Origin of the sequence: Falseniella ignava, from assembly GCF_002847645.1 — a bacterium.
In the GTDB taxonomy this organism is placed as follows: domain Bacteria; phylum Bacillota; class Bacilli; order Lactobacillales; family Aerococcaceae; genus Falseniella; species Falseniella ignava.
On record NZ_PKHE01000011.1, the window covers coordinates 26,294 to 48,351 of the forward strand.

General features: G+C 38.5%; 16 protein-coding genes. 4 read left to right on the plus strand and 12 right to left on the minus strand.

What is annotated here, in order from left to right; translation table 11 throughout:
- Positions 1–14: 14 nt before the first annotated feature.
- Positions 15–548, plus strand: coding sequence for a TDE2712 family protein (locus CYJ57_RS04980; protein WP_101954313.1), 534 nt, complete (start codon positions 15–17; stop codon positions 546–548).
- Between the two features lie 127 nt (positions 549–675).
- On the opposite strand, the gene CYJ57_RS04985 is transcribed toward CYJ57_RS04980, so the two are convergent.
- Both CYJ57_RS04985 and malQ read right to left on the minus strand, forming a co-directional pair.
- Positions 676–2,943, minus strand: a complete 2,268-nt coding sequence (locus tag CYJ57_RS04985; RefSeq protein ID WP_101954314.1) for a glycogen/starch/alpha-glucan phosphorylase — start codon at positions 2,941–2,943, stop codon at positions 676–678.
- Positions 2,944–2,961: 18 nt separating this feature from the next.
- Positions 2,962–4,473, minus strand: a complete 1,512-nt coding sequence (gene malQ, locus CYJ57_RS04990; protein WP_101954315.1) for a 4-alpha-glucanotransferase — start codon at positions 4,471–4,473, stop codon at positions 2,962–2,964.
- 114 nt (positions 4,474–4,587) lie between these two features.
- Here malQ and CYJ57_RS04995 point away from each other — a divergent pair, with 114 nt between their 5' ends.
- The 3 genes from CYJ57_RS04995 (at position 4,588) to CYJ57_RS05005 (ending at position 8,323) form a co-directional block, all read left to right on the plus strand.
- A complete protein-coding gene (locus CYJ57_RS04995) occupies positions 4,588–5,592 on the plus strand; it encodes a LacI family DNA-binding transcriptional regulator (RefSeq protein WP_101954316.1) in 1,005 nt (334 codons plus the stop codon).
- A gap of 165 nt (positions 5,593–5,757) precedes the next feature.
- Positions 5,758–7,452, plus strand: coding sequence for a PTS transporter subunit IIBC (locus tag CYJ57_RS05000; protein ID WP_425319856.1), 1,695 nt, complete (start codon positions 5,758–5,760; stop codon positions 7,450–7,452).
- 52 nt (positions 7,453–7,504) lie between these two features.
- A complete protein-coding gene (locus CYJ57_RS05005) occupies positions 7,505–8,323 on the plus strand; it encodes an endonuclease/exonuclease/phosphatase family protein (protein WP_101954318.1) in 819 nt (272 codons plus the stop codon).
- A 67-nt stretch (positions 8,324–8,390) separates the two neighbouring features.
- Here the strand turns inward: CYJ57_RS05005 and CYJ57_RS05010 are convergent, their stop codons facing one another.
- The 10 genes from CYJ57_RS05010 to grdD form a co-directional block, all read right to left on the minus strand.
- Positions 8,391–9,200 carry a pyruvate, water dikinase regulatory protein gene (locus CYJ57_RS05010; RefSeq protein WP_101954319.1) on the minus strand — a complete coding sequence of 270 codons (810 nt, stop codon included), beginning with the start codon at positions 9,198–9,200 and terminating at the stop codon, positions 8,391–8,393.
- Between the two features lie 3 nt (positions 9,201–9,203).
- Positions 9,204–9,818 carry a helix-turn-helix transcriptional regulator gene (locus tag CYJ57_RS05015; protein ID WP_006702091.1) on the minus strand — a complete coding sequence of 205 codons (615 nt, stop codon included), beginning with the start codon at positions 9,816–9,818 and terminating at the stop codon, positions 9,204–9,206.
- A gap of 50 nt (positions 9,819–9,868) precedes the next feature.
- The gene (gene ppdK, locus CYJ57_RS05020; protein WP_101954320.1) at positions 9,869–12,490 is read right to left on the minus strand and encodes a pyruvate, phosphate dikinase; all 2,622 of its coding nucleotides are present in this window, start codon (positions 12,488–12,490) and stop codon (positions 9,869–9,871) included.
- Between the two features lie 165 nt (positions 12,491–12,655).
- Positions 12,656–14,587: a fructose-1,6-bisphosphatase gene (locus CYJ57_RS05025; protein WP_101954321.1), complete on the minus strand. Its 1,932-nt coding sequence runs from the start codon at positions 14,585–14,587 to the stop codon at positions 12,656–12,658.
- A 26-nt stretch (positions 14,588–14,613) separates the two neighbouring features.
- Positions 14,614–15,834, minus strand: coding sequence for a glycosyltransferase family 4 protein (locus tag CYJ57_RS05030; protein ID WP_101954322.1), 1,221 nt, complete (start codon positions 15,832–15,834; stop codon positions 14,614–14,616).
- A gap of 9 nt (positions 15,835–15,843) precedes the next feature.
- On the minus strand, positions 15,844–16,779 hold the full coding sequence (locus CYJ57_RS05035; protein WP_006702087.1) for an ABC transporter ATP-binding protein: 936 nt from the start codon (positions 16,777–16,779) through the stop codon (positions 15,844–15,846).
- A 1-nt stretch (position 16,780) separates the two neighbouring features.
- Positions 16,781–18,403, minus strand: a complete 1,623-nt coding sequence (locus CYJ57_RS05040; protein WP_101954323.1) for an ABC transporter permease — start codon at positions 18,401–18,403, stop codon at positions 16,781–16,783.
- A gap of 172 nt (positions 18,404–18,575) precedes the next feature.
- Positions 18,576–19,616: an ABC transporter substrate-binding protein gene (locus CYJ57_RS05045; protein WP_006702085.1), complete on the minus strand. Its 1,041-nt coding sequence runs from the start codon at positions 19,614–19,616 to the stop codon at positions 18,576–18,578.
- A 58-nt stretch (positions 19,617–19,674) separates the two neighbouring features.
- Complete coding sequence (locus CYJ57_RS05050; protein WP_101954324.1) at positions 19,675–20,820, minus strand: aminotransferase class V-fold PLP-dependent enzyme; 1,146 nt, start codon at positions 20,818–20,820, stop codon at positions 19,675–19,677.
- A 70-nt stretch (positions 20,821–20,890) separates the two neighbouring features.
- Positions 20,891–22,045, minus strand: coding sequence for a glycine/sarcosine/betaine reductase complex component C subunit alpha (grdD, locus tag CYJ57_RS05055; protein ID WP_101954325.1), 1,155 nt, complete (start codon positions 22,043–22,045; stop codon positions 20,891–20,893).
- Positions 22,046–22,058 lie beyond the last annotated feature (13 nt).

The window sequence follows — 22,058 nt, forward strand, 5'->3', positions numbered from 1 at the left end:
GAGGAGATGGAGTTATGTTAAAAACAATCAAAATTAATTACGATACGATCGAATTATTGCAGTTCTTTTGGGAAACCGCCGCAAAAAATAATAAAGTAAATGATTCTTATATTATGGAAATTGTAAATCATCCTTCGATGAAATCAATTTATACCGATGGGTTTGATGAACAATCCGCTCGCAAAGTTCTGTCTGCTGTAATTAATCATGAACCGGTCAACGAAGCAACAGATAAAGAACTTGAGTTTTATCACTACAATAAATTCAATGCGGATGACCCAGGTAACGTAGAAATGATGCTACCTCCAATCAAGCAATTAAATTTAGATGAGTTGAAGGAAGAATTCAACCAAGAGGATGCACCAGAGACACTCGTCGTTAATTTTGTTCCTGCTTACAACTTGACTTCGATTGCTTCACCGAATGAGCTGACGATTAACTTCTTCAAAATTGAAGCGGATTGGTCAGACCTAGACCATGTCTTTATCGAAGGAACCGAATTCAAACAATACGTCTTAGAACAAGCACGTAAAGTCTTGAGTGCTTAATCGATGGCTTTGGAGCTTTTTTAATCCCCATACGAAATAAAATTTAATCTTATCCCATGCCTTTTTACGGCATGGGTTTTAAATTCAAAAAAACCCCTGCTTAATAACAGGAGTTTTATGACTAGAATTAGTCACGCGTTTGCCAGATTTCCTCCTCATATTGACGGATCGTACGATCACTTGAGAAGTAACCCGCTTTAGCAATATTTACTAATGATTTTTGCATCCAAGTTTTTTGGTCTTCGTAAGCTTGATAGCAAACTTCTTTACATTCAATAAATTCCTCTAAGTCAATCAATGCCATAAACCAATCTTTTGTCTTCATATCGTGGTGGAGCCGCTCTAAACGCTCACGATTACCCATCTCAAGCATGGCATCACTTACAATAAAGTCCACAAGCGGTTTAATAATCGGACGTTGGTAGTAAGCGCCTGGATCGTAACTTTCTTCTTCATATAACTTCACGATTTCTTGACTTGATTTCCCAAAAATAAAGATATTGTCATGTCCGACTTGTTCAGCAATTTCAACGTTCGCCCCATCTAAGGTACAAACGGTTAAAGCGCCATTCAACATAAATTTCATATTCCCTGTTCCGCTCGCTTCTTTCGAGGCCAGTGAAATTTGTTCAGAAATATCTGCTGCTGTAATCAGTTTTTCAGCTGCCGTAACGTTATAATTTTCTACCATCACGACTTGGAGATGCGGACTCACTTCAGAATCATTCGCAATCATCTCTGATAAATTCAAGATTAAGTGAATAATATCTTGAGCGATAATATACGCTGGTGCTGCTTTACCTCCAAAAATAATACTGATTGGCGTCGCTGGAATATTACCCGCTTTAATATCTAGATATTTATGAATAATATAGAGAGCTAACATTTGTTGACGTTTATATTCATGAATTCGTTTAATTTGAACATCGATAATCGCACTGTCATGTAAAGTCACACTTTGATTATCTTCTAAAAATTCTTTCAAGTTCAATTTATTATCATGCTTAATCGTTTGCAGACGGTTCAATGTATCTAAATCCTCTACAAATTCCAATAAACCAGTTAGATCATGATCATTGCGCCAGTCATTGGTTAATTTATCATCGAGTAATTCGCATAGCGCAGGATTGGCAGCCATTAACCATCGGCGGAATGTAATCCCGTTGGTTTTATTATTAAATCGTTCTGGATACAACTTGAAGAATGCATTCAATTCTGTTTCTTTTAGAATATCGGTATGAAGTTGTGCCACCCCATTGACACTCTTTGAAAAATGAATGGCAATGTGCGCCATATGAACGCGACCGATTGAATCGATAATTTGAACCGCATCGTTTTGAGGGAATTGCTCACGAATAACTTGATCAAGTTGACGTATAATTTGCGCAATTTCAGGAACCGTTGTTTCGATATAATCCATCGGCCATTTTTCTAAGGCTTCAGCTAAAATCGTATGGTTCGTAAAAGCAACTGTACGTGAAACAATTTGAACCGCCTCTTCAAATGAAATGCCATGTTGCGTTGTAAATAAACGGATAAATTCTGGGATAATGAACGCCGGATGCGTATCATTAATTTGAACAACAGCATACTCATCCAAATCCGTAATGACACTTCCCTTGGCTACGGCTTCATCGATAATTAATTGTGCCGCATTCGATACCATAAAATATTGTTGGTAAATACGTAATAATTCACCTGCCTCATCAGAGTCATCCGGATATAAGAACAACGTGAGGTTTTCTTTAATATTTTGTTTATCAAAGTTGATCGATTGCCCTTTAATAATCGCCTCGTCCACAGAATCTAAATCAAATAATCGCAAACGATTTTTTGTTTTTTGGTGATAACCTGGTACATCAATATCATATAATGTTGACTTTAAAGTGAAATCTTTAAATGGGACTGGATAAGAAATATCACTTCGCTTAATCCAAGTAGGTTGCTCTAACCAGACATCCGGTTCACAAGTTTGTTGGTTATCTTCGAAAACTTGACGGAATAACCCAAAATGATAGTTCAATCCTATACCATCACCATTAATGCCTAAACTCGAGATAGAATCTAAGAAACACGCGGCTAATCTTCCTAACCCACCGTTTCCTAAAGACGGCTCAGCTTCAGCTTTTTCAACTTCATGAAGTGAGTGTCCATGAGATTGTAGGACTTGATCCACTTCCTCGTAACATCCTAGATTCAGTAAATTATTCGATAACAATTTACCAATTAAGAACTCAGCTGAAACATAATACAATTTACGTTTTGAATTATTTAAAGATTGAGCTGCCGTTAAATCTTGAACAAAATCTAAAATAACTTTATAAACTTCTTGATTATTTAAGTCTTTTAGCGGTTGATTAAAGTTCGCCAACGCTAATTCTTCTATTCTGTGCATTGATATCTCCTTTTCTTATTATTTCTTTTGATATGGATTCATTCTGAAGTAGGTCTCGGTTAATTCAAGTAGTTGTTCCTTAACATCCATTGGAACTTCGTCCGACACCATCCGCCATTTCCAATTGCATCCAATAGTGGAAGGTGTATTCATCCGAGCATTATTATCTAAATCAAGTAAATCTTGCATTGAATAAATTACCGTATTACTTACAGAAGCAGCTAGACCACGGTTTAAGACTGCACTGGCCGATTGACCTGGCTTGCGATTTAAATATGCATCCACTTGATCACGTTGTACTTGATTCGTCGAATCTTCCCACCAACCGCGTGCCGTTTCATTATCATGTGTTCCGACATATGCGACAGAGTGAGCTGAGTAATGATGCGGTAAGTCTGTTGAATCTCCTTGACCGTTGAAGCCAAACTGTAAGATTTTCATCCCTGGATAACCCGTAGCATGACGCATATCAATCACCTCTTGCGTCATAAACCCTAAATCTTCAGCAATGATTGGCAAAGTCCCTAATGCATTGTTCAAAGCATCGAATAATTTCATACCTGGACCTTTGACCCAATAGCCTGCCGCTGCAGTTTTTGCTCCAGCTGGAACTTCCCAGTAAGATTCAAAACCTCTAAAATGATCGATACGTAGTACATCATACAGCTCGAAACTGGCTTCAATACGACGAATCCACCACGCATAACCATCTTCCGCCATGAAATCCCAGTCGTAGATTGGATTCCCCCAAAACTGTCCATCCGATGTAAATTGATCAGGAGGTGTACCTGCGAGTGCAGTAGGCAACCCAGCTTCATCTGTTTTGAACATTTGTCCATCTTGCCACATTTCTACACTGTCCATCGCCACATAGATTGGCATGTCTCCAATGATTTGAATATTATGTTCGTTCGCATAGGTCTTCAATGATAACCATTGTTGATAGAACCAATACTGGGTGACTTGATGGTAATAGACTTTATCCGTTTCTTGCTCAAGGAGTAATTCAACTTCTTTCGACTGATAATTACGATACGGTTCTGGCCATTCCGTCCAGCTCTTTAAGTCAAAGCATTCTTTCACAGCCATATATTCACAAAATGGAATTAACCAATCTTGTTGTGCTTCAATAAAATGGTTTAACTTTGTTTTTTCTTCTTCACTTGCAGATGCTTTAAATCGTTGTACTGCGAGTTCGAGTATAGGTCTTCTCTGATGGAAAATCATCGCATAATCCACTTGATCTAGACATTGATAAAAAATAATCCCCTTCAAGTCTTCTGAAGTTAAGTAGCTTGACTGAAGCAATTGTTCAAAATCAATTAAATGGGTATTCCCTGCAAATGCAGAAAAAGATTGATATGGTGAATCTCCATAGGAGGTGGTTGTTAAAGGCAAAATTTGCCAATAGGTTTGACCGGTCTCCTCTAAGAAATCAACAAATCGATAGGCTTCTTGACCAAAACTTCCAATGCCAAATTGATTCGCTAGTGACGTAATATGCATTAATACACCGCTCGTTCGCTGCATAAGACAACCTCCTTTTATTTTTCAACCTCATTATAAACTAAATTTTAAAAAAGCGCAAACGTTTGCGTATCTTTTCTTAAAATTATCAAGTATAATAGCAATGAGGTGAATGAAATGACAATTACAATCAAAGAAGTGGCAAAAGCTGCTGGTGTTGCTCCATCAACGGTTTCACGGGTTATAGCGGATCATCCATCCATCAGTGAAAAAACGAAACAACGCGTACGAGCCATTATGGATGAGCTCCACTATTACCCTAACTACAATGCCAGACAGCTAGTGAATCAACGGAGTAAAACGGTGGGCATCGTCTTACCTGAAGCGAATGATGCCTTCTATCAAAACCCCTTCTTCCCAACCGCTTTACGTGGCATTAATGAAGCGGCCAGCCGTCACCAATATTCTTTATTACTTTCAACAGGAGATGATGATATATCACGACTTGACCACATTAAGAAGATGATTTATGGCAAGCAAGTTGATGGCTTAATTTTCCTTTATGCCACACAAAATGACCCCATTTTATCCTTTGTCATCGACGAACAATTTCCATTTGTTATTATCGGAAATATTGATGGCATTCCGATGAATTCCATCGATAACGATAATATCCGAGTCGCAAAAGAAGCGACCGAATATTTATGGCAACTAGGATACCACCGAATTGCATTTATCGGTGGTGACGAAAAACAACAGTTTATTCAGCAACGAATTAACGGTGTTCAACAAGCTTTACAAGTGCACGGACAGTCATTAAGTGACGCCGATATATATAATGGGTTTCCATTCTTAGAAAATGAAGGCTACCACATCATGAAACAAATTGTGGAAACCAACCGATACAATGGCTTGGTAATCGGTGACCAACTTGTAGCCCAAGGTGTTTACCACGCCATTTTGGAATACGGCTTATTAGATGAATATCAAATCATTACTTTCAAACCCTATGAGGTTTATCAAAATTCAGATTATATTCATTACGCATACTTTAATCTTCATTCACAACAGCTTGCTGATCGCGCGATGGAAATTTTAATTGAAATTTTTTCTAGCAAATCTGATTCTAAACATGAACGCTTTGTCTACGAATTAATTGCAGGAGATTTAGTTATTCCTTAATTATTCATATTCATACATTTTTTTCAGTGATTTTAATCGATCACTGTTTTTTATTCACAGAACTTTTCGCAAATTACTTCAATGTATGCTATAATGGTAGACACCACGCAAACGTTTGCGTTCGTAAGGGCCTTTTATTGGTTATAAGGAGGAAACATGAATAAAATTAAACGTATTTTCAATTTTGAGTTTTTGCAACAATTTGGTAAAGCCTTAATGGTTGTCATTGCAGTAATGCCTGCAGCTGGGTTAATGATTAGTTTGGGAAAATCATTACCACTGATCAATCCCGAGTGGGGTTGGCTCATTAAATCCAGTGGTGTTATCGAAAATATCGGCTGGGGAATTATTGTCAATCTTCATTTACTCTTTGCCGTCGCAATTGGAGGTTCTTGGGCAAAAGAACGTGCTGGAGGTGCATTTGCTGCCGTTACTTCATTTATCTTAATCAATCGAATTACCGGTGCTATATTTTCTGTCACATCCGAAATGCTATTGGATCCAGAAGCGGTTACTCAAACGCTCTTTCACCGCACCATTCCGGTAAATGGATACTTTATTGATGTACTGGGTGCACCTGCACTGAATCTCGGAGTCTTCGTTGGGATTATTGCTGGTTTCCTCGGTGCCAATGCATACAATAAATATTATAACTATCGCAAACTACCAGATGCTCTGTCATTTTTCAACGGAAAACGATTTGTACCTTTTGTTGTCATTGCCTGGAGTTTAGTTGCTTCTTTAATTCTTGCAATCATTTGGCCTGGTATACAAACGGGGATTAATGCCTTTGGTCAATGGATCGCAACGTCACAAGATTCAGCCCCTGTCTTAGCGCCATTTTTATATGGAACATTGGAGCGGTTACTGTTACCTTTTGGACTGCATCATATGCTAACAATTCCAATTAACTATACTCAATTAGGTGGTACATACGAAATTCTGACTGGAGCACAAGCCGGTCAACATGTGTTAGGCCAAGACCCACTATGGTTAGCTTGGGCTTCCGACTTATTAAATTCCAAAGCTTCTGGGAATACGCAACAATTTGAGTATTTATTAACAAACTTTGTCCCAGCCCGTTTCAAAGTTGGTCAAATGATTGGTTCGACAGGAATTTTAATGGGGATGGCATTCGCTATGTATCGTAATGTTGATAAAGATAAGTTACATCGCTACAAATCAATGTTTACTTCAGCGGCGATAGCGGTCTTTTTAACGGGAGTTACCGAGCCTTTAGAATTTATGTTTATGTTTGCGGCGATCCCACTATACGTGGTTTATGCACTAATTCAAGGTGTAGCTTTTGCTTTAGCAGACATTATTTCACTTCGAGTTCATTCCTTTGGGATTATCGAGTTATTAAGTCGAACCCCACTCATTGTCAAAGCAGGTTTAACGCAAGATTTACTTAACTTTGTGATTGCCTCGATTGTATTTGCAATCGTCACCTATTTCATCGCTAATTATATGATTCAACGCTTTAATTATGCGACACCTGGTCGATTGGGTAATTACGACAGCGATCAAGATACCGCGAAAGAAAGTAGTAATGAAAGTTCAATAACGGACAGTGGAAACGACCAAATCAATCAAATTATTCGTCTCCTGGGTGGAACCGATAATATTGAACAAGTCGATGCTTGCATGACCCGCCTTCGCGTTTCAGTCAAGAATCCCCAATTAGTTGGCAATGAAGATCAATGGAAGCAAGCTGGTGCCATGGGATTAATTATACGTGAACATGGTATTCAAGCGGTCTACGGTCCAAAAGCTGATGCCCTGAAAAATGATATTCATGACGCGTTAGATCGAGGCGTTCAAATTCCTGGCATCCATTCAACAAATAATGATATCTAAAATTGATTGAAAGAATGCGGAGTATCCATACTCCGCATTTTAGGAGGCAAAGATGAAACTATTAACTTTAAACACTCATGCCTGGCTTGAACCGGCTGCAGAAGAAAAATTCGAACAGTTGGTTCAACATTTAATAGATGAAGATTATGACTGGATTGCTCTACAAGAAGTCAATCAAACAATCGGAGGGGACATCGTCCCAAATCCGACACGCTTCCTTAAAACAGACCAACAACAGCCAATCTTAAAAGATAATTATGCTTGGATGTTAATTCAAGCGCTCGAAGCACACGGTTTGAATTATTATTGGGCATGGGCATACAACCATATCGGTTATGACCGATATGAAGAAGGGGTCGCTTTACTAGCTAAACAACCTTTCAATCCGCAGCGCGTCTTGCTTTCTGAGTCCGATAATCCAACCGATTATCATACACGGGCTGCTTTAGTTGCTAACACTGAACACCTTATCGTTGGTTCATGTCACTTCTCTTGGTGGCAATCCGATGGGAGTGGATTCAAATATGAATGGGAACAACTCCAACTGAACGACAAACTGTCCGATAAAGGCATTATCTTAATGGGAGACTTCAATGCCCCAGCACACATTCGCCAACAATCTTATGATTTAGCGACTCGTTCCCTAAATGATGCTTATCTTCAAGCTAAGGAAGTCTCGGGAAATGCTACCGTTCCTTCGGGCATTGATGGTTGGAAAGATACCACTTGTGAACAGCGGATTGATTTAGTGCTCCTCAGTGATGAATTTGACGTTCGCCGTTATCAATCTGTATTAGATGGTTCTCATGGCCCCATTGTCAGTGATCACTATGGCGTACAAGTTGATTGTTCTTATCCATCAACTCTCTAATGTTTTATACACAAAAAGCCCCATTTACTGACTACCAATATTGTAGTGCCAGTAAATGGGGTTTTAATTAATGTCCTTCGTATATTTGCAAGATTTCTTCAGCCAATTCTTCAATTGATTTATTTTCAATATTCACAATCGAAATTCCAAGTTGATGATACAAATCTAATGCATAGCGATACTCTTCTTTAATACGCTCTATATTCGAATAACTCGCATCTTCAGGTAATCCTAAGTGTTTAATTCGTTCTTTGCGGATTGAAGCCGTATATTGAGGTGATGCAATCAATCCGAACACTTTTTCTTTAGGAAGATCATACACTATATCCGGAACAGGACTTTCTGGAAAAAGTGGTAAGTTCGCTACTTTATATGAACGATTTGCTAAATACATACTGAGTGGTGTTTTTGATGAACGCGAAATACCTAATAGAACGATATCTGCAATCGGATAACCACTTCGGTTTTTACCATCGTCATACTTTACCGCAAACTCAATTGCTTGAATTCGGTCAAAGTAAAAATCATCTAAAGTATGTAAGGTGCCACTTCTTTCAAGAGGAGCATAACCTGTACGTTGCGAAATCGCATTAATTAATTCATTAATCGGATTAATATAGATGATGTCATGTGTTAAAGCATAATTATGTGCCACTTCATCAAACTTTGGATTCACTAATGTCGCGACAACAACGGCTTGCTGCTGCTTCGCTTCATCTAACACTTGAAGTAATTCCGTTTCTGACTCAATAAAAGGAAATCGTCTCAACTTTGAATGACTTAAAGCTGGAAATTGCGCTAATGAGGCATTGACGACACGCAAAGAAGTCTCACCTACAGAATCCGAAACAATATAGAAGTCTAATGCTTTATCCATACTCTAGTCCTCTCCTGTCATCTCAACTACCAAATTAACGATATTGGTCTTGGAAATTTTTCCAAGTACCGATTCATCAGCATCTAATACCGGCAGCGAATCCACTTCATGTCTCACAATTAATTGAGCTGCCTGCATGACCGTTTGGTCCCCTAAAATCGTTACAATATTTGGCATTCGTGTCATAATTAATGCAATCAACGTATCAGGGGATTGACCCATTGCCAACCCTTGAAGTAAGTCTTTACGAGAAACTACACCCATTAACCGAGTTTCCCCATTCTCACAAACATAAAGTGATCCGGAATCATGCATAAATAACTCTACCACGGCATCTTGTATCGTCATATCGGGATGCACTACAACAGGTTGTGACATAATTTCCTGTACTTTAGTTTGCGATAATGTATCTTTTAAAAAGGATGGGGTATTCATTCCGCGATAAATGTAACCTACTTTTGGTTTGGCATCTAAGATACCTGTTTTAGTTAATATCGCAAAATCACTACGCAATGTTGATTTGGTCAAACCAATCGCTTCCGCAATTAGGTCACCTGTAATCGGTTCTTGTTCTTTAACAATTTGGATAATACGTTCTTGGCGTTGACTTAATTGCATTAGCGCACCCCTCACTTCTTTTTTATTATATTACAATGGTCTTCCAGAATCTAGTGCTGTGCGATTTCCGCTTGAGCAGCTGCAATGATTGCGATTGGGATTCTAAATGGTGAACATGAAACATAGGTAAAGCCTAGTTGCTTAAATAGACGAATCGATGCAGGGTTTCCACCATGTTCGCCACAAATACCTAATTTAATAGTTGGTTTAACTTTACGAGCCCGTTCAACAGATATTTGTAATAACTCCGCAACAGCTACCGTATCTACTTGTTGGAATGGATCAACTTCTAAGACGCCTTGGTCGAGGTAATGATGAAGGAATTTTGCTACATCATCTCGTGAAAATCCATAGGTCATTTGCGTTAAATCATTCGTACCATAACTAATAAAGTCCGAAACTTCTGCAATTTGATCCGCTATTAAACAAGCTCTTGGTGTTTCAATCATTGAGCCAATGTGATAAGTCATCTCCCAGCCTTCTTGTTCGATAATCGATTCAAGATGGGCTTCCATACGTTTTTTCAAGTAAGTAATTTCTTCTTGACTACAAACTAATGGAATCATAATTTCAGGCACAATTTGACAATCTGGTTGACTCATACGCGCTGCTGCTCGAATAATGGCTTCTGCTTGCATTAAATAAATTTCCGGATAGGTCATTGCTAGACGACACCCACGATGACCTAACATCGGATTCTGCTCGGCTAAATTCTTAATCCGTGAACCAATCTCTTCAGGAGCTACCGACAATTCATTTGCAACTTTGGCAATTTCTTGCTCAGTCTTAGGTAAGAATTCGTGCAGTGGTAAGTCTAATAGGCGAATGACCGCACCACGATCTTTAATCACGCTATAAATTGATTCAAAATCAGCTTGTTGAATTTGAACAATTTGATCCAAAGCAGCTTGTCGTTCGTCAGATGATGAGGCTAAGATAAATTGACGAATGGATTTTAAGGCCGCTGGTGGGAAAAACATATGCTCGGTTCGAACTAATCCAATCCCTTCAGCGCCAAATTTAAGCCCTTGTTCAATATCCAATTTCGTTTCCGCATTCATACAGATTTTTAACCCTGCTGCAGATTGTGCCCATTCAAGGATTTGATCAAAATAATGATTTTCATTATTAATCGAACGTTCAATTTCACCAAGATAGATTTCTCCGGTGTCCCCATTAACTGAAATCATGTCACCTAATTTCAATTGGCCCCCTGGATAATCAATTACTTCACCTGTTTCATTAACTGATAACGATTCACAACCGGTCACGCAACATTTACCCATCCCTCGAGCAACTACAGCTGCATGAGAAGTCATCCCACCGTGACAAGTGACAATTGCCTCGGCCATATTCATCCCTTCAATGTCTTCTGGAGATGTCTCGTGTCTCACTAAAATCACACGTTTACCTTGCTGTGCCCATTCTACTGCTTGTTCGGACGTAAATACTACGGCTCCACTGGCAGCTCCTGGACTAGCTGGTAACCCTTGATCTGAAATAATTCGTGCTTCTGCTAATGCTGCAGGATTGAAGCTTGGATGAAGTAATTGCGAAATCGCATTCGCATCCAATGTTAATAAGGCTTGCTCTTTTGAAACAATTCCTGCTTCAACCATCTCAACTGCAATTCGGCAAGCAGCTTTAGCGGTGCGTTTTCCTTTACGTGTTTGAAGCAGATAGAGACGCCCATCTTCAACGGTAAACTCGATGTCCTGCATATCACGATAGTAGCGCTCTAATTCTTTAACTTTAGTATAAAGTTCTTCATAAATAGCTGGATGTTGTTCTTTTAATTTGGCAATCGGTTCAGGGGTTCGAATTCCCGCTACCACGTCCTCGCCTTGCGCATTTAATAAATATTCACCATATAATTCATCTTCACCTGTCGCTGGGTTACGCGTAAATAATACACCGGTTCCACTCGCTTCATTTAAGTTCCCAAAGACCATCTCTTGAATATTGACAGCAGTTCCTAAATTATGTGGAATATGATTTAAACGGCGATACGTTCTAGCACGATCATTATTCCAAGATTGAAAGACAGCTTTCACAGCACCATAGATTTGTTCATAAACATCTTGAGGGAACGGATGGTTCAGAAGATTTTGAAACACTTGTTCATAGCGAATAATAATTTGTTTCAAATCCGCTGCCGTCAATTGATAGTCAAAGCGATAGTGATTTTCTTCTTTGACTTCATTTAAAATTTCATCAAAATAAAGCATCGGAATTTCATAGACAACATTCCCATACATTTGAATTAATCGGCGATAACAATCGTAAGCAAAGCGTTCATCTCCTGTTACTTTAGCAAGCGCTTCAACATTCTTATCATTTAATCCGATATTTAGGATTGTATCCATCATTCCAGGCATCGAAAACTTTGCCCCACTTCGTACTGATACGAGTAATAGGTTGTTGGGATCATTGAACTTTTTCCCTGTCCGTTCTTCTAACTCCAGCAGATGTTGGTTTAATTCTTCTAAAAGTGATTCATTCAGTTGACCTTGACCCTCATCTAAATACTCTAAACAAGCTTGTGTTGTAATCGTCAACCCGCTCGGTACCGGCATCTTTAACCGTGTTAATTGTGCTAAATTACTTCCCTTACCTCCTAGTAAATCAGACATCTCGCCATTACCTTCATTGAATGAATACACACGTTTCATTATAACACTCCATTCTAAATATATGTGATGCATTATTGTTTGTTTAAATTATATAATGCATCTTAATAAAAGTAAATAGTTATTTAAAAGTGTTTTCATTCTTACTTTTCTAAATAGTGCATCATAAAAATATGCGTCGCATGAGCGACGCATAATGCAGTGTTATTAAATCTTTTCATAATGTTGATAGAGATAATTTAAATCTTCAATTTGTAACTTAAGTTGACTTCCGATGGTTGTATCTTTTACTAACGTGCGTTTTGGCACGCGCTCAACGAGTCGTTTTAATGAAATTACGTCTTGCTTACGTTCAACCGCTTCTTTAGGAGAAACAAAGGACTGGTGGGCAACAAGCTGCATACCCCAACTGTTGGAGAGTAACGTATAACCTGCGATTCCTGTTGTTCGGTGATATGGCTTAGAATAGCCTCCATCGATACAAATTAATCGGCCATTTCCTTTCACTGGGTTCTCACCATCCTTTTCTCGAATGGGTGTGTGTCCGTTAATAATGTGACCTGATGTTGCTAAGTCAAACTCTTCCAATATATTGACGCAAACAGCTTCTTGCTCACGCAAAGCATAATAAGGATTTTTAATTTCTCGATGTGTCTCCGGCGCATCAATATAATAGCGTTCAAAAGTTTTCATGGCGTGCTTCCCAAAGAGCGGTGAAGAAGGACCACACCACAAATACCATAAACAATCAGTCGCAAAATCATCCGATATCGTAGGGGATTGAAAACTTTGATAGACTTGACGCTCGAAAAAGTCATAAAGAGACCGCCCTTGTAAGGCTTTCCCTTGAAGTTCGATGGTTTGAAAATGGCCATCCTCTTCCAACGGCAAGCATCCATGAATTAACAAGTTCCCATTATAAATCAAATAGAGCGAGCCAATATCCAGCATAAAGCGCATATGCCGTTCAAACCGTTCACTAATTCGAAATGCATGGAGTAATCGTTCCAATAATTTTTGTTCTTCATCGGTTAACAAACTTGGATTCGATGGATCGAGTGTTGGCGCAGAGAAATCTTTGAGCGTATATATCTTTCCATTCAAATTAATCGTTTGCTTCTCGACATCAATTTTTGAAAGCATATCACGGTCATCCATTTTAAATTCTGGGCGGCGTCGATAGAGTTGAGTTTCAAGTTTTGCTTGAAGAATCATCGTCGCTTGCTGAACGCAATTATAGTCATCCAGCTCCGCTTGACTTAACGAAGGTCCTTCATCTTGCTTTGGAGTAAATGCAGCCTTAGACGCGTAATAACGCGTTGCATACTCAAAGAGAGGCCTTAAATTAATTCCATATCTTTCTTCTAACACACCTAAATTACCATAGCGCGCACTAATTCTAAGAACACTCATCATGCAGAGGTAACTTCCTGCGAGAATTCCTAACCAAATCATATCATGATTTCCCCATTGAATATCGATGGACGGAACTTCCATTAATCGGTCCATAATTTGATCTGGAGCCGGTCCCCGATCATAAATATCACCTACAACATGCAAATGATCTACAGTGAGTTGCTGGATTACAATCGCAAGATGTCGAATTAATTGTGGCGCTTGATTGCGTTCGACAATATTTTGAAGTATCGATTCATAATAAGCTTGTTTATTGGGTATTGGATTAAGTTCATAAAGCAATTCATCCATAATATAGCGATACTGTTTAGGAAATGTTTTACGTACTTTTTTTCGGGTATACTTTATACTAGCGTATTTGAGCACTTTTAATAAATGTTCGATACTTTGTCGGTACCAATCTTTCAAAGCCTCTTCACTTAGACGTTCTTGTTCGAGATGAAGCTTATCTGTTGGATAATAAATTAATACTGCTAAATCATCAATATCTACTTGCGCGGTTGGCTCTGCTTCAAAAGCCCCTTTGACTTTTTCTTTAATACTCCCCGATCCGTTGCGCATTACATGATTAAACGCCAGAAACTCCCCATGTAAATCACTAACAAAGTGTTCTGTTCCTTTAGGCAATTCCATAATGGCTTCAAGACTGATAATTTCAGTTAGAACATTTTCTTTTGTCTTGAATTTTTCTTTCAGCAATTGATAATATTTTGTATCACTCATATCGATTTTCCCTTCTCAAAATGAGGTTATACTAACTGTTTAATGCGCTGCAACTGTTGCTTAGTAACTTCTCCCCATGAATGTCTTATAATAAGTTGATAAATCCGATCATCAAATGGAACCCCTTCGAGCGTTCGGTCAATTTGTTTTGCAATTGCTGCTTCTAAACGTTCAACATAAGCTGGAATATCTTCTTCATAAGGTTCGTCTTGATTTTTAAGTCTAGGTAAGCCTACGTATTCAATTACATCCGATTGATTAACAGTAGGGCCTAATAATTCCATCAATCCTTCTATTTCCGTCACAACAACGCGCATTTGACAAGCCAGTGCTTCAATAGCAATCAATCCCATTCCTTCATAATAACTTGGTAAGACAAAAATATCTGCTTGCTTCATATATTCTGCTAAATGCGCTTGGCTTTTCACATCAAAGATATTAAAGTCATCCAAATGTTCGGCATAATTGTACAATAGATCTCGATTTTTGTCATCGATACTACCGATTATAGAAAACTTCAACATCGGATAGCGTTGTTTCAATGCTGGATAAGCTTGAGCTAATTGATAGACTCCTTTTGCATGAGCAATTTTACCCGCATAGACAACTTCAATTGAATCATGAGAGCGAAGAACGCCTTCGGTATTGAATAATTGCTGATTAAACCCAGCGGCAGAAACAAAAATTTTCTCTTCGGGGACTTGGTAAAGTTGATGAATTTGAGCTTTATCTTTATCAGAGAGCGCAAATACTAACGCTAATTGGTCAAGATGTTTCACATAGCGTTCAGCCAATATCGGATGTTGCAAAGTTTGACGAATATCTGTTCCGTGGCAAACACCGACTATCGGAATATTAGGGAAAAGTTCGACAATCATTGAAGTCAAATACCACAAGTGGTGCGCAATGATAATATCTGGTTGAAAATGTTCTTTAGCATGATTCAATCGTTCTAGAAATGCTTGTTGCCATTGTTCGACCATCGCATCGGTCATTTGACTATAAACTGTATTCTCGTAAGGCATCTCATCAGACATCCCTGCAATTGGAAAAGGGAGTGTTTCAGTTTTAAACACAACCGGATTTTCATAAGCAACATTCAAATCAACCTGGTAAGGAGATTGAATCCCATAGATTGCTCCTTGAATCAAATCAGTATCATGACTTAAACCATCGATTAGATTCGTGTAGTAAACACCACTGCCTGTGCGTACAGGTAATTGCGCTAAAACATGTAATACTTTCATTATAACCTCCTAAGATTTTATCTCGATTAATTCCTCGAATCCTTGAACATAAATTTTTTGTCCTACTTGATACATCTTTTGATTTAAAACGGTGATCTCTACATTCTGATAAGTTTGATTCGATGCATAGATTTTCAGGGTTTCACCTTGAAAAATGATTTGATCAATCGTCATCGGAACGCCTTGATCGGTAATTTCTAATCTTTCTGGTCGAATAAAATGGTGATCAATTTTATTCATTTCCCCGACAAAATTAGCGACAAAATCATTTGCCGGTTGATCGTATATTTCCCGTGGGTCTCCTGTCTGAACGATTCTTCCTTGATTAAGCAGTACAATTTGATCTGCCATTTCGAAGGCTTCTTGTTGATCATGGGTTACTAAAATGGTTGTAATGTTCAACCGTTGTTGGATCGATTTGATCTCCAACCTCAAATTCGATCGCATTTTTGCATCCAAATTACTTAAAGGCTCATCCAGTAACAATACTTTGGGTTCGACCACTAAACTACGGGCCAAAGCAACACGTTGTTGTTGCCCCCCTGATAATTGGTGAATATGTTTATGTCGGTGATTATACAATCCCACAATTTCAAGCATTGCTTCTGCTTTTTGTATTCGTTCTTCTTTCGAATAACCTTGAAATTTTAACCCATATGCAACATTATTTAAGACCGTTAAATGCGGGAACAAGCCATATGACTGGAAGACCGTTGATACAGGACGTGACTCTGGTGGTAGTGATGAAATATTTTGCCCATCGATAATAATATCCCCCGTATAATCTGTCAAAAAACCACCAATTGCATTTAGAATCGTAGTCTTACCACATCCTGAAGGTCCGAGTAAACACAATAGTTTCCCTTCTTCTACGCCAAAGTGAATATCATGCAAAACTTGATTCGAGCCGTAAAATTTATTAAGCTGATTAACCTCTAGAAACATTTTACTTCACCCACTTTGCTAATCGATTGATACTTAAATAAACTAAAATACAAATAATCATAATATAGAAAGCGATGACCGATCCAATATCATATCGACCTCGCGCAATCACATCAAACATGACAATGGTTAATACTTTGTGACGTGGATACATTAAGAATATAATTGAACCTAAGGTAGTCATCGTACTAATAAAAGCATTCATAAATGACAAAATTAGCCCATGAATCGATAACGGCAAAATACCATCTCGAATGACATCACTAAACTCTCCACCTAAGTCTTGAATACTTCGCAACGTATTACGATCGATTGCTTGCATCGTTGATTTCCCCATCTGACTCGAGAAAGGTAACTGCTTAAACAATACATTCGTCACAATGATCGTCGCCGTACCGATTAAATAGAGTGGCTGATGATTAAACGCTAAAATATAGCCTAGCCCAAAAAAGGTTCCGGGAATTACATAAGGTAATGTCGCAATAAAATCAATCCATTTCATAATCTTAACTTCTCGAATCACACCGTAGTACCCAATCAGTAATCCAAAGATACTACCGAAGAAAGCTGCAATCAGACTGAATCGAACACTGCGCCAAATCGTGGAGTCGATATAGGGCATCGCTTCTTTAAAGTTGCTTAACGTGAGGATGCGCTGTCCTTGTTGCATTTTTGTAAACGCTGAAAGTAAAATGGTTAAATATTGAAGCGAAATCCAAACTAGCATAAAAATAGCAACGAACCTCAAGATCTGAAATAGCCATCCTTTTCGCGGTAAATTACCATTGGATTGATCTACTTTTTGACTAGATGACACACTTCCCATCAATTGTCGATTATATATTAAGAAAATAACAATCGCAGGAATTAAGATTAATACGTTAATCGTAGCTGCCTTTTGAAAATTTCCTTGCGCAATAACTGAAAGGTAACCCTCTGTTGCCAACGTCGTAAAATTCCCTCCGATAATGGTTGGCGTACCAAAATCTGCTAACGTCCGAATAAAAGTCAGAAATGTCGCAACCATTATGGCCGGCTTTATATTTGGTAGAATAATATCGATAATCGTCCGAGTTGTTGATGCGTGTAAGGAACGTGCACTTTTGATGATATCTTCGTCAAATTGATTTAACGAACTAATCAAAATCAAACTATTCATCGATAAAAAACCAAGCATTTGCATCAACGCGACCCCCCACATACCATAAGGCATCAGTCGCAACTTGAATATTCCATAAGTAATCCAACCGCGACGACCAAATAACGTAATATAACTTAACGCCGTGACAAATGGCGGACTAATCATCGTAACCCCTAAAATGATACTGACCACTCTTCGGATACTTTCAGGCGATAAATAGTAATAGAGTGCCACCGCCAGACTCGAAATAAGCGATAGGATGGTCGTGATGCAAGCAAGCTTTAAGGAGTTAGTAATCAACGTTGGATTCTCAAAAAGATGTCGATAATACGTAAAATCAAAAACCTGATCAGAATAAAAACTCCGAATAATAACTTGAATAAATGGATATAATATAAAAATAAGTACGAGTGAAACTAACATCAATAAAATAAAACGATCAAGCCATTGATTGAAACGACTCGTTTTTTGAGCTCGATGCATCGAATGATCTCTTCCTTCCTGCTAATAATAAAATCGCTTGCTCTAGACCTGATAAAAAACCGAACTCCCCAAACAGCTTGCTTAAAATTTACCATAATGACTTATGATAATACAAACTTTGGAAAGTTCGGTTAAATGATTCAAGCTTTATTGTATTGGCTATAAATCAATCTTATTGTTCGTCTAATTTAGATCCAGCAATCTCTGTGAAGCGAGAAAGAATTGACTCACGTGAAGAACCAAATGTTAATAAATCTTGTTCAACTAATTTATCAACTGGAAGACCTAAATCAAAACCTTCAACACCTTCTACAATCAATTGTGCACTATCTTTACCGTCAACTTCAGCAATAATTTTTTGTGCTTCTTCCGTTAACATAAAGTCGATAAATGCATGTGCAACATCAGTGTTTTCTGAGTTAGCAAACATCGCTACTCCTTCTGGTACCCATGGAATACCATCTTCAGGGTAAACAACTGTTAAGTTATTATCTTCAGCTAAATCAAATGATTTTTTATCTGCTGGAATAATACCAATCGTAAATTCACCTTGTAATGTTTTCTCTTCTGGGTCTTTACCACGTTTACCATAGAATGGTATATTTTCATTTAATTTCTCAAGATATGCCCAACCTTCTTCTTCACCGAATAGGTCTAATAAGCCTTTAACAGCTGCATAGTTTGTTCCAGATACGGATGGATCACTCATAATGACTTCATCCTTGTATTGTGGATCCGCTAAATCAGCCCATGAAGTAGGAACATCTAATCCTAACTCTTCAATATTGTCATTATTAATTAAAAATCCTACGACCGTTAAACCTTTTGCAAACCAGAAACCATCTTCATCATAGAAGCGTGAATCTACGACATCTGGATTTTCAAGTTCGTGCTTTTCAAGGTATCCTTTTTCTTTAGCGGATTGGAATGCATCAAGTCCACCACCAAACCATACATCAGCCATTGATTTTCCTTCCGCTTCAATTCGAGCTAAAACTTCGCCACTGGACATTGATAAGAATTCAACTTCCGCACCTGTTTTTTCTGTAAACAAGTCAAAAAGTGGTTTATAAGCCTCACTTGTTGCAACAACATTCAAGGTGCGACCTTCAAACTCTTTTTCTTCTGCTTTCACTGAAGTGAATGGAATAAGTGATCCCATTAACATTGTAAAAGCAACTAAAGCGACGGCAATTTTTCGAATAAATTTCATCGAATCATCCTTTCTAATTGATATGTGAATTATAACACAACAAAGTAAATTTGACCAACTATTGCGCTACTTGCTGAGCAATCTCTTGAACTGCTCGAATAGCAATCGTCACTTCTTCGGGCGTAGTAAAATGTCCAAAACTAAATCTCACGGCTCCTTGCTCAACCGTCCCTAATGCTTCATGCATTAGTGGTGCACAATGTCCGCCTGAGCGAACCTCGATGTCATAATCTTCTAATAAGATATCCGCTACTTCTGATGAATCTAAATCACCAATATTTAATGTCAATACTGGGCAGCGTGCGGTCGTTGCGACATCTCCGTAAATGCTCACATTATCAATATCTTTGATGCCTTGATACATTTGTTGCCATAATTGCATTTCCTCTTGATGTATCTTTTCAACGCCATAATCTTGCACGTATTTAACTCCAGCTAATAGCCCCGCAATACCATGACCATTCATCGTACCAGCTTCTAAGTGAGTTGGCATTTGCTGAGGTTGTCGCTTATTATATGTCTCAACGCCTGTACCACCGCTTTTAAGTGGTCTAATCTCTAAGCCGGGGCGAACATAAAGCCCCCCAGTCCCTTGAGGCCCAAGCAGTGATTTATGTCCAGTAAAACATAGAACATCACATTGCATCGCTTGAACATCAACGGGATAGGCGCCCAATGTTTGTGCCGCATCTACAATCAATAATAGGTCATGAGCTTGTGCTATTTTACCAATCTCATTTAAGGAATTGATATTACCCGTTAAGTTTGAAGCATGTGTTACGACAATCCCCTTGGTATTAGGTTGCAACTGCGCTTCGATGGCTTTCGGATCAATATTTCCACTTTTATTAGCAGGGATAATAGTTAATTCTAGTCCCTGTTCTTCAAGAGCATAAAGCGGACGTAAGACAGAATTATGCTCCATCATCGTAGTAATAACATGATCGCCTGGCAGGAACAGACCTTGAATCGCAATATTTAATGATTCCGTAATATTCGATGTAAATGCAACGTGCTGAGGCGAAACTCCGTTGATTAACCGATTAATTTGATGACGTGCTTCGTAAATCATTCTGGCAGAATTCAACGACTCTTCCGTTGCTCCACGTCCCGCATTTCCTAAGGTACTTAAGGCATGTACTACTGCATCGATGACAACTTGTGGTTTACGTAAGGTGGTTGCTGCATTATCTAAATAAATCATCAAAACCCTCCTTCAATTTCAGAATATAAAAAAGGCAAGTGCCTCTATCACACTTGCCCTAGGAATCTAACTATAGAAATCCTTTTTCTTTAACAATGTCTGTTGATTTATCTAGGTTAGCATCGCTAACTAGAACGATTGGTCCTGCACATCCCATACCACTTTCAGCATAGATGCCTTCTTTCCAAAGAGCTTTAACCGCTTCTTCAAGATCAAGAACATCAATACCGTTGATTTGTGCTGTGACAATCTCTTTCTCAGGCATTTTTACTTCTTCTTCAGCTGCAGGGGCTTTTGGTTGAAGCGATTCACGAATTTCATTCAAGCCAGCATGTTTAGCTAGGTCATATTCACGTTTGCTTACGTCTGCTAAGCCACCCTTAGCCACTTCATAAGCATACTCTAAAGCACCTGCAATAACAGGAGCACCAGACGCACGTGATACGATACAGATATTTTCTTTAAATCCATCACCAATACCAGGACCATAACCAGATCCACTTACTTCATAGTTTCCACCTGAAGTATAAGCACCGAATAATTTCATCAAGATATTACCTGTTAATGAGTCTGTGACTAATACATCAACAGAACCCATTAATACGTCATTACCACGAAGAACGGTACCACCATCGCTACGTTGAGATTCACCAAAGTTAATTGGGTAACCATTTTCGTTTAATTTACGTAATGCACGCTCAACCGTATTTGCGCCATCGACATTTAAAATACCCACCGTTGGGTTTTCGACGCCAGCAGCTTTAGCTGCAACAATACCGTTAATTGTGTTAAGCACCATTGCTTCGGTACGTACAGTTGCTGTCGTACCAGTGGTTGTCGCGATATACATCGGCTTACCTAAAGCAGGTGTCACAATTCGTCCAACGGTTGCTACGCCTACTGGGAATGGGTGGTGTAATGTTACACTACCTTGAATGGTTTGATCTGCTAATAACTCATCTAGCTTAGCTTCTACTTCTTCTTCAGTAGTCGCTTCATAATGTTCAAAATCAGCAGTCCAGTCTTGTGCTGTACCAATTGTGACTACATCAAATAGTCCTTTATCTTTCACTGTATAAGCAGCTTGCTTCATTACATCGTAACCAAGCTCACTACCATTAATAGTAAGACCAATCTTAATTTTCTCGCCTAATTCGCCTGTTTCAAGCGCATTAGCCAAGTCATTGAAGACTTCTTTGATCGTCTCTTTAACTTGATTTGACAAATAAATCTCCTCC

Bases quoted from the DNA above. Each gene is read 5' to 3' on its own strand.
- CYJ57_RS04980 (WP_101954313.1), top strand. From the start codon at position 15: ATGTTAAAAACAATCAAAATTAATTACGATACGATCGAATTATTGCAG.
- CYJ57_RS04985 (WP_101954314.1), bottom strand. From the start codon at position 2,943: ATGCACAGAATAGAAGAATTAGCGTTGGCGAACTTTAATCAACCGCTA.
- malQ (WP_101954315.1), bottom strand. From the start codon at position 4,473: ATGCAGCGAACGAGCGGTGTATTAATGCATATTACGTCACTAGCGAAT.
- CYJ57_RS04995 (WP_101954316.1), top strand. From the start codon at position 4,588: ATGACAATTACAATCAAAGAAGTGGCAAAAGCTGCTGGTGTTGCTCCA.
- CYJ57_RS05005 (WP_101954318.1), top strand. From the start codon at position 7,505: ATGAAACTATTAACTTTAAACACTCATGCCTGGCTTGAACCGGCTGCA.
- CYJ57_RS05010 (WP_101954319.1), bottom strand. From the start codon at position 9,200: ATGGATAAAGCATTAGACTTCTATATTGTTTCGGATTCTGTAGGTGAG.
- CYJ57_RS05015 (WP_006702091.1), bottom strand. From the start codon at position 9,818: ATGCAATTAAGTCAACGCCAAGAACGTATTATCCAAATTGTTAAAGAA.
- ppdK (WP_101954320.1), bottom strand. From the start codon at position 12,490: ATGAAACGTGTGTATTCATTCAATGAAGGTAATGGCGAGATGTCTGAT.
- CYJ57_RS05025 (WP_101954321.1), bottom strand. From the start codon at position 14,587: ATGAGTGATACAAAATATTATCAATTGCTGAAAGAAAAATTCAAGACA.
- CYJ57_RS05030 (WP_101954322.1), bottom strand. From the start codon at position 15,834: ATGAAAGTATTACATGTTTTAGCGCAATTACCTGTACGCACAGGCAGT.
- CYJ57_RS05035 (WP_006702087.1), bottom strand. From the start codon at position 16,779: ATGTTTCTAGAGGTTAATCAGCTTAATAAATTTTACGGCTCGAATCAA.
- CYJ57_RS05040 (WP_101954323.1), bottom strand. From the start codon at position 18,403: ATGCATCGAGCTCAAAAAACGAGTCGTTTCAATCAATGGCTTGATCGT.
- CYJ57_RS05045 (WP_006702085.1), bottom strand. From the start codon at position 19,616: ATGAAATTTATTCGAAAAATTGCCGTCGCTTTAGTTGCTTTTACAATG.
- CYJ57_RS05050 (WP_101954324.1), bottom strand. From the start codon at position 20,820: ATGATTTATTTAGATAATGCAGCAACCACCTTACGTAAACCACAAGTT.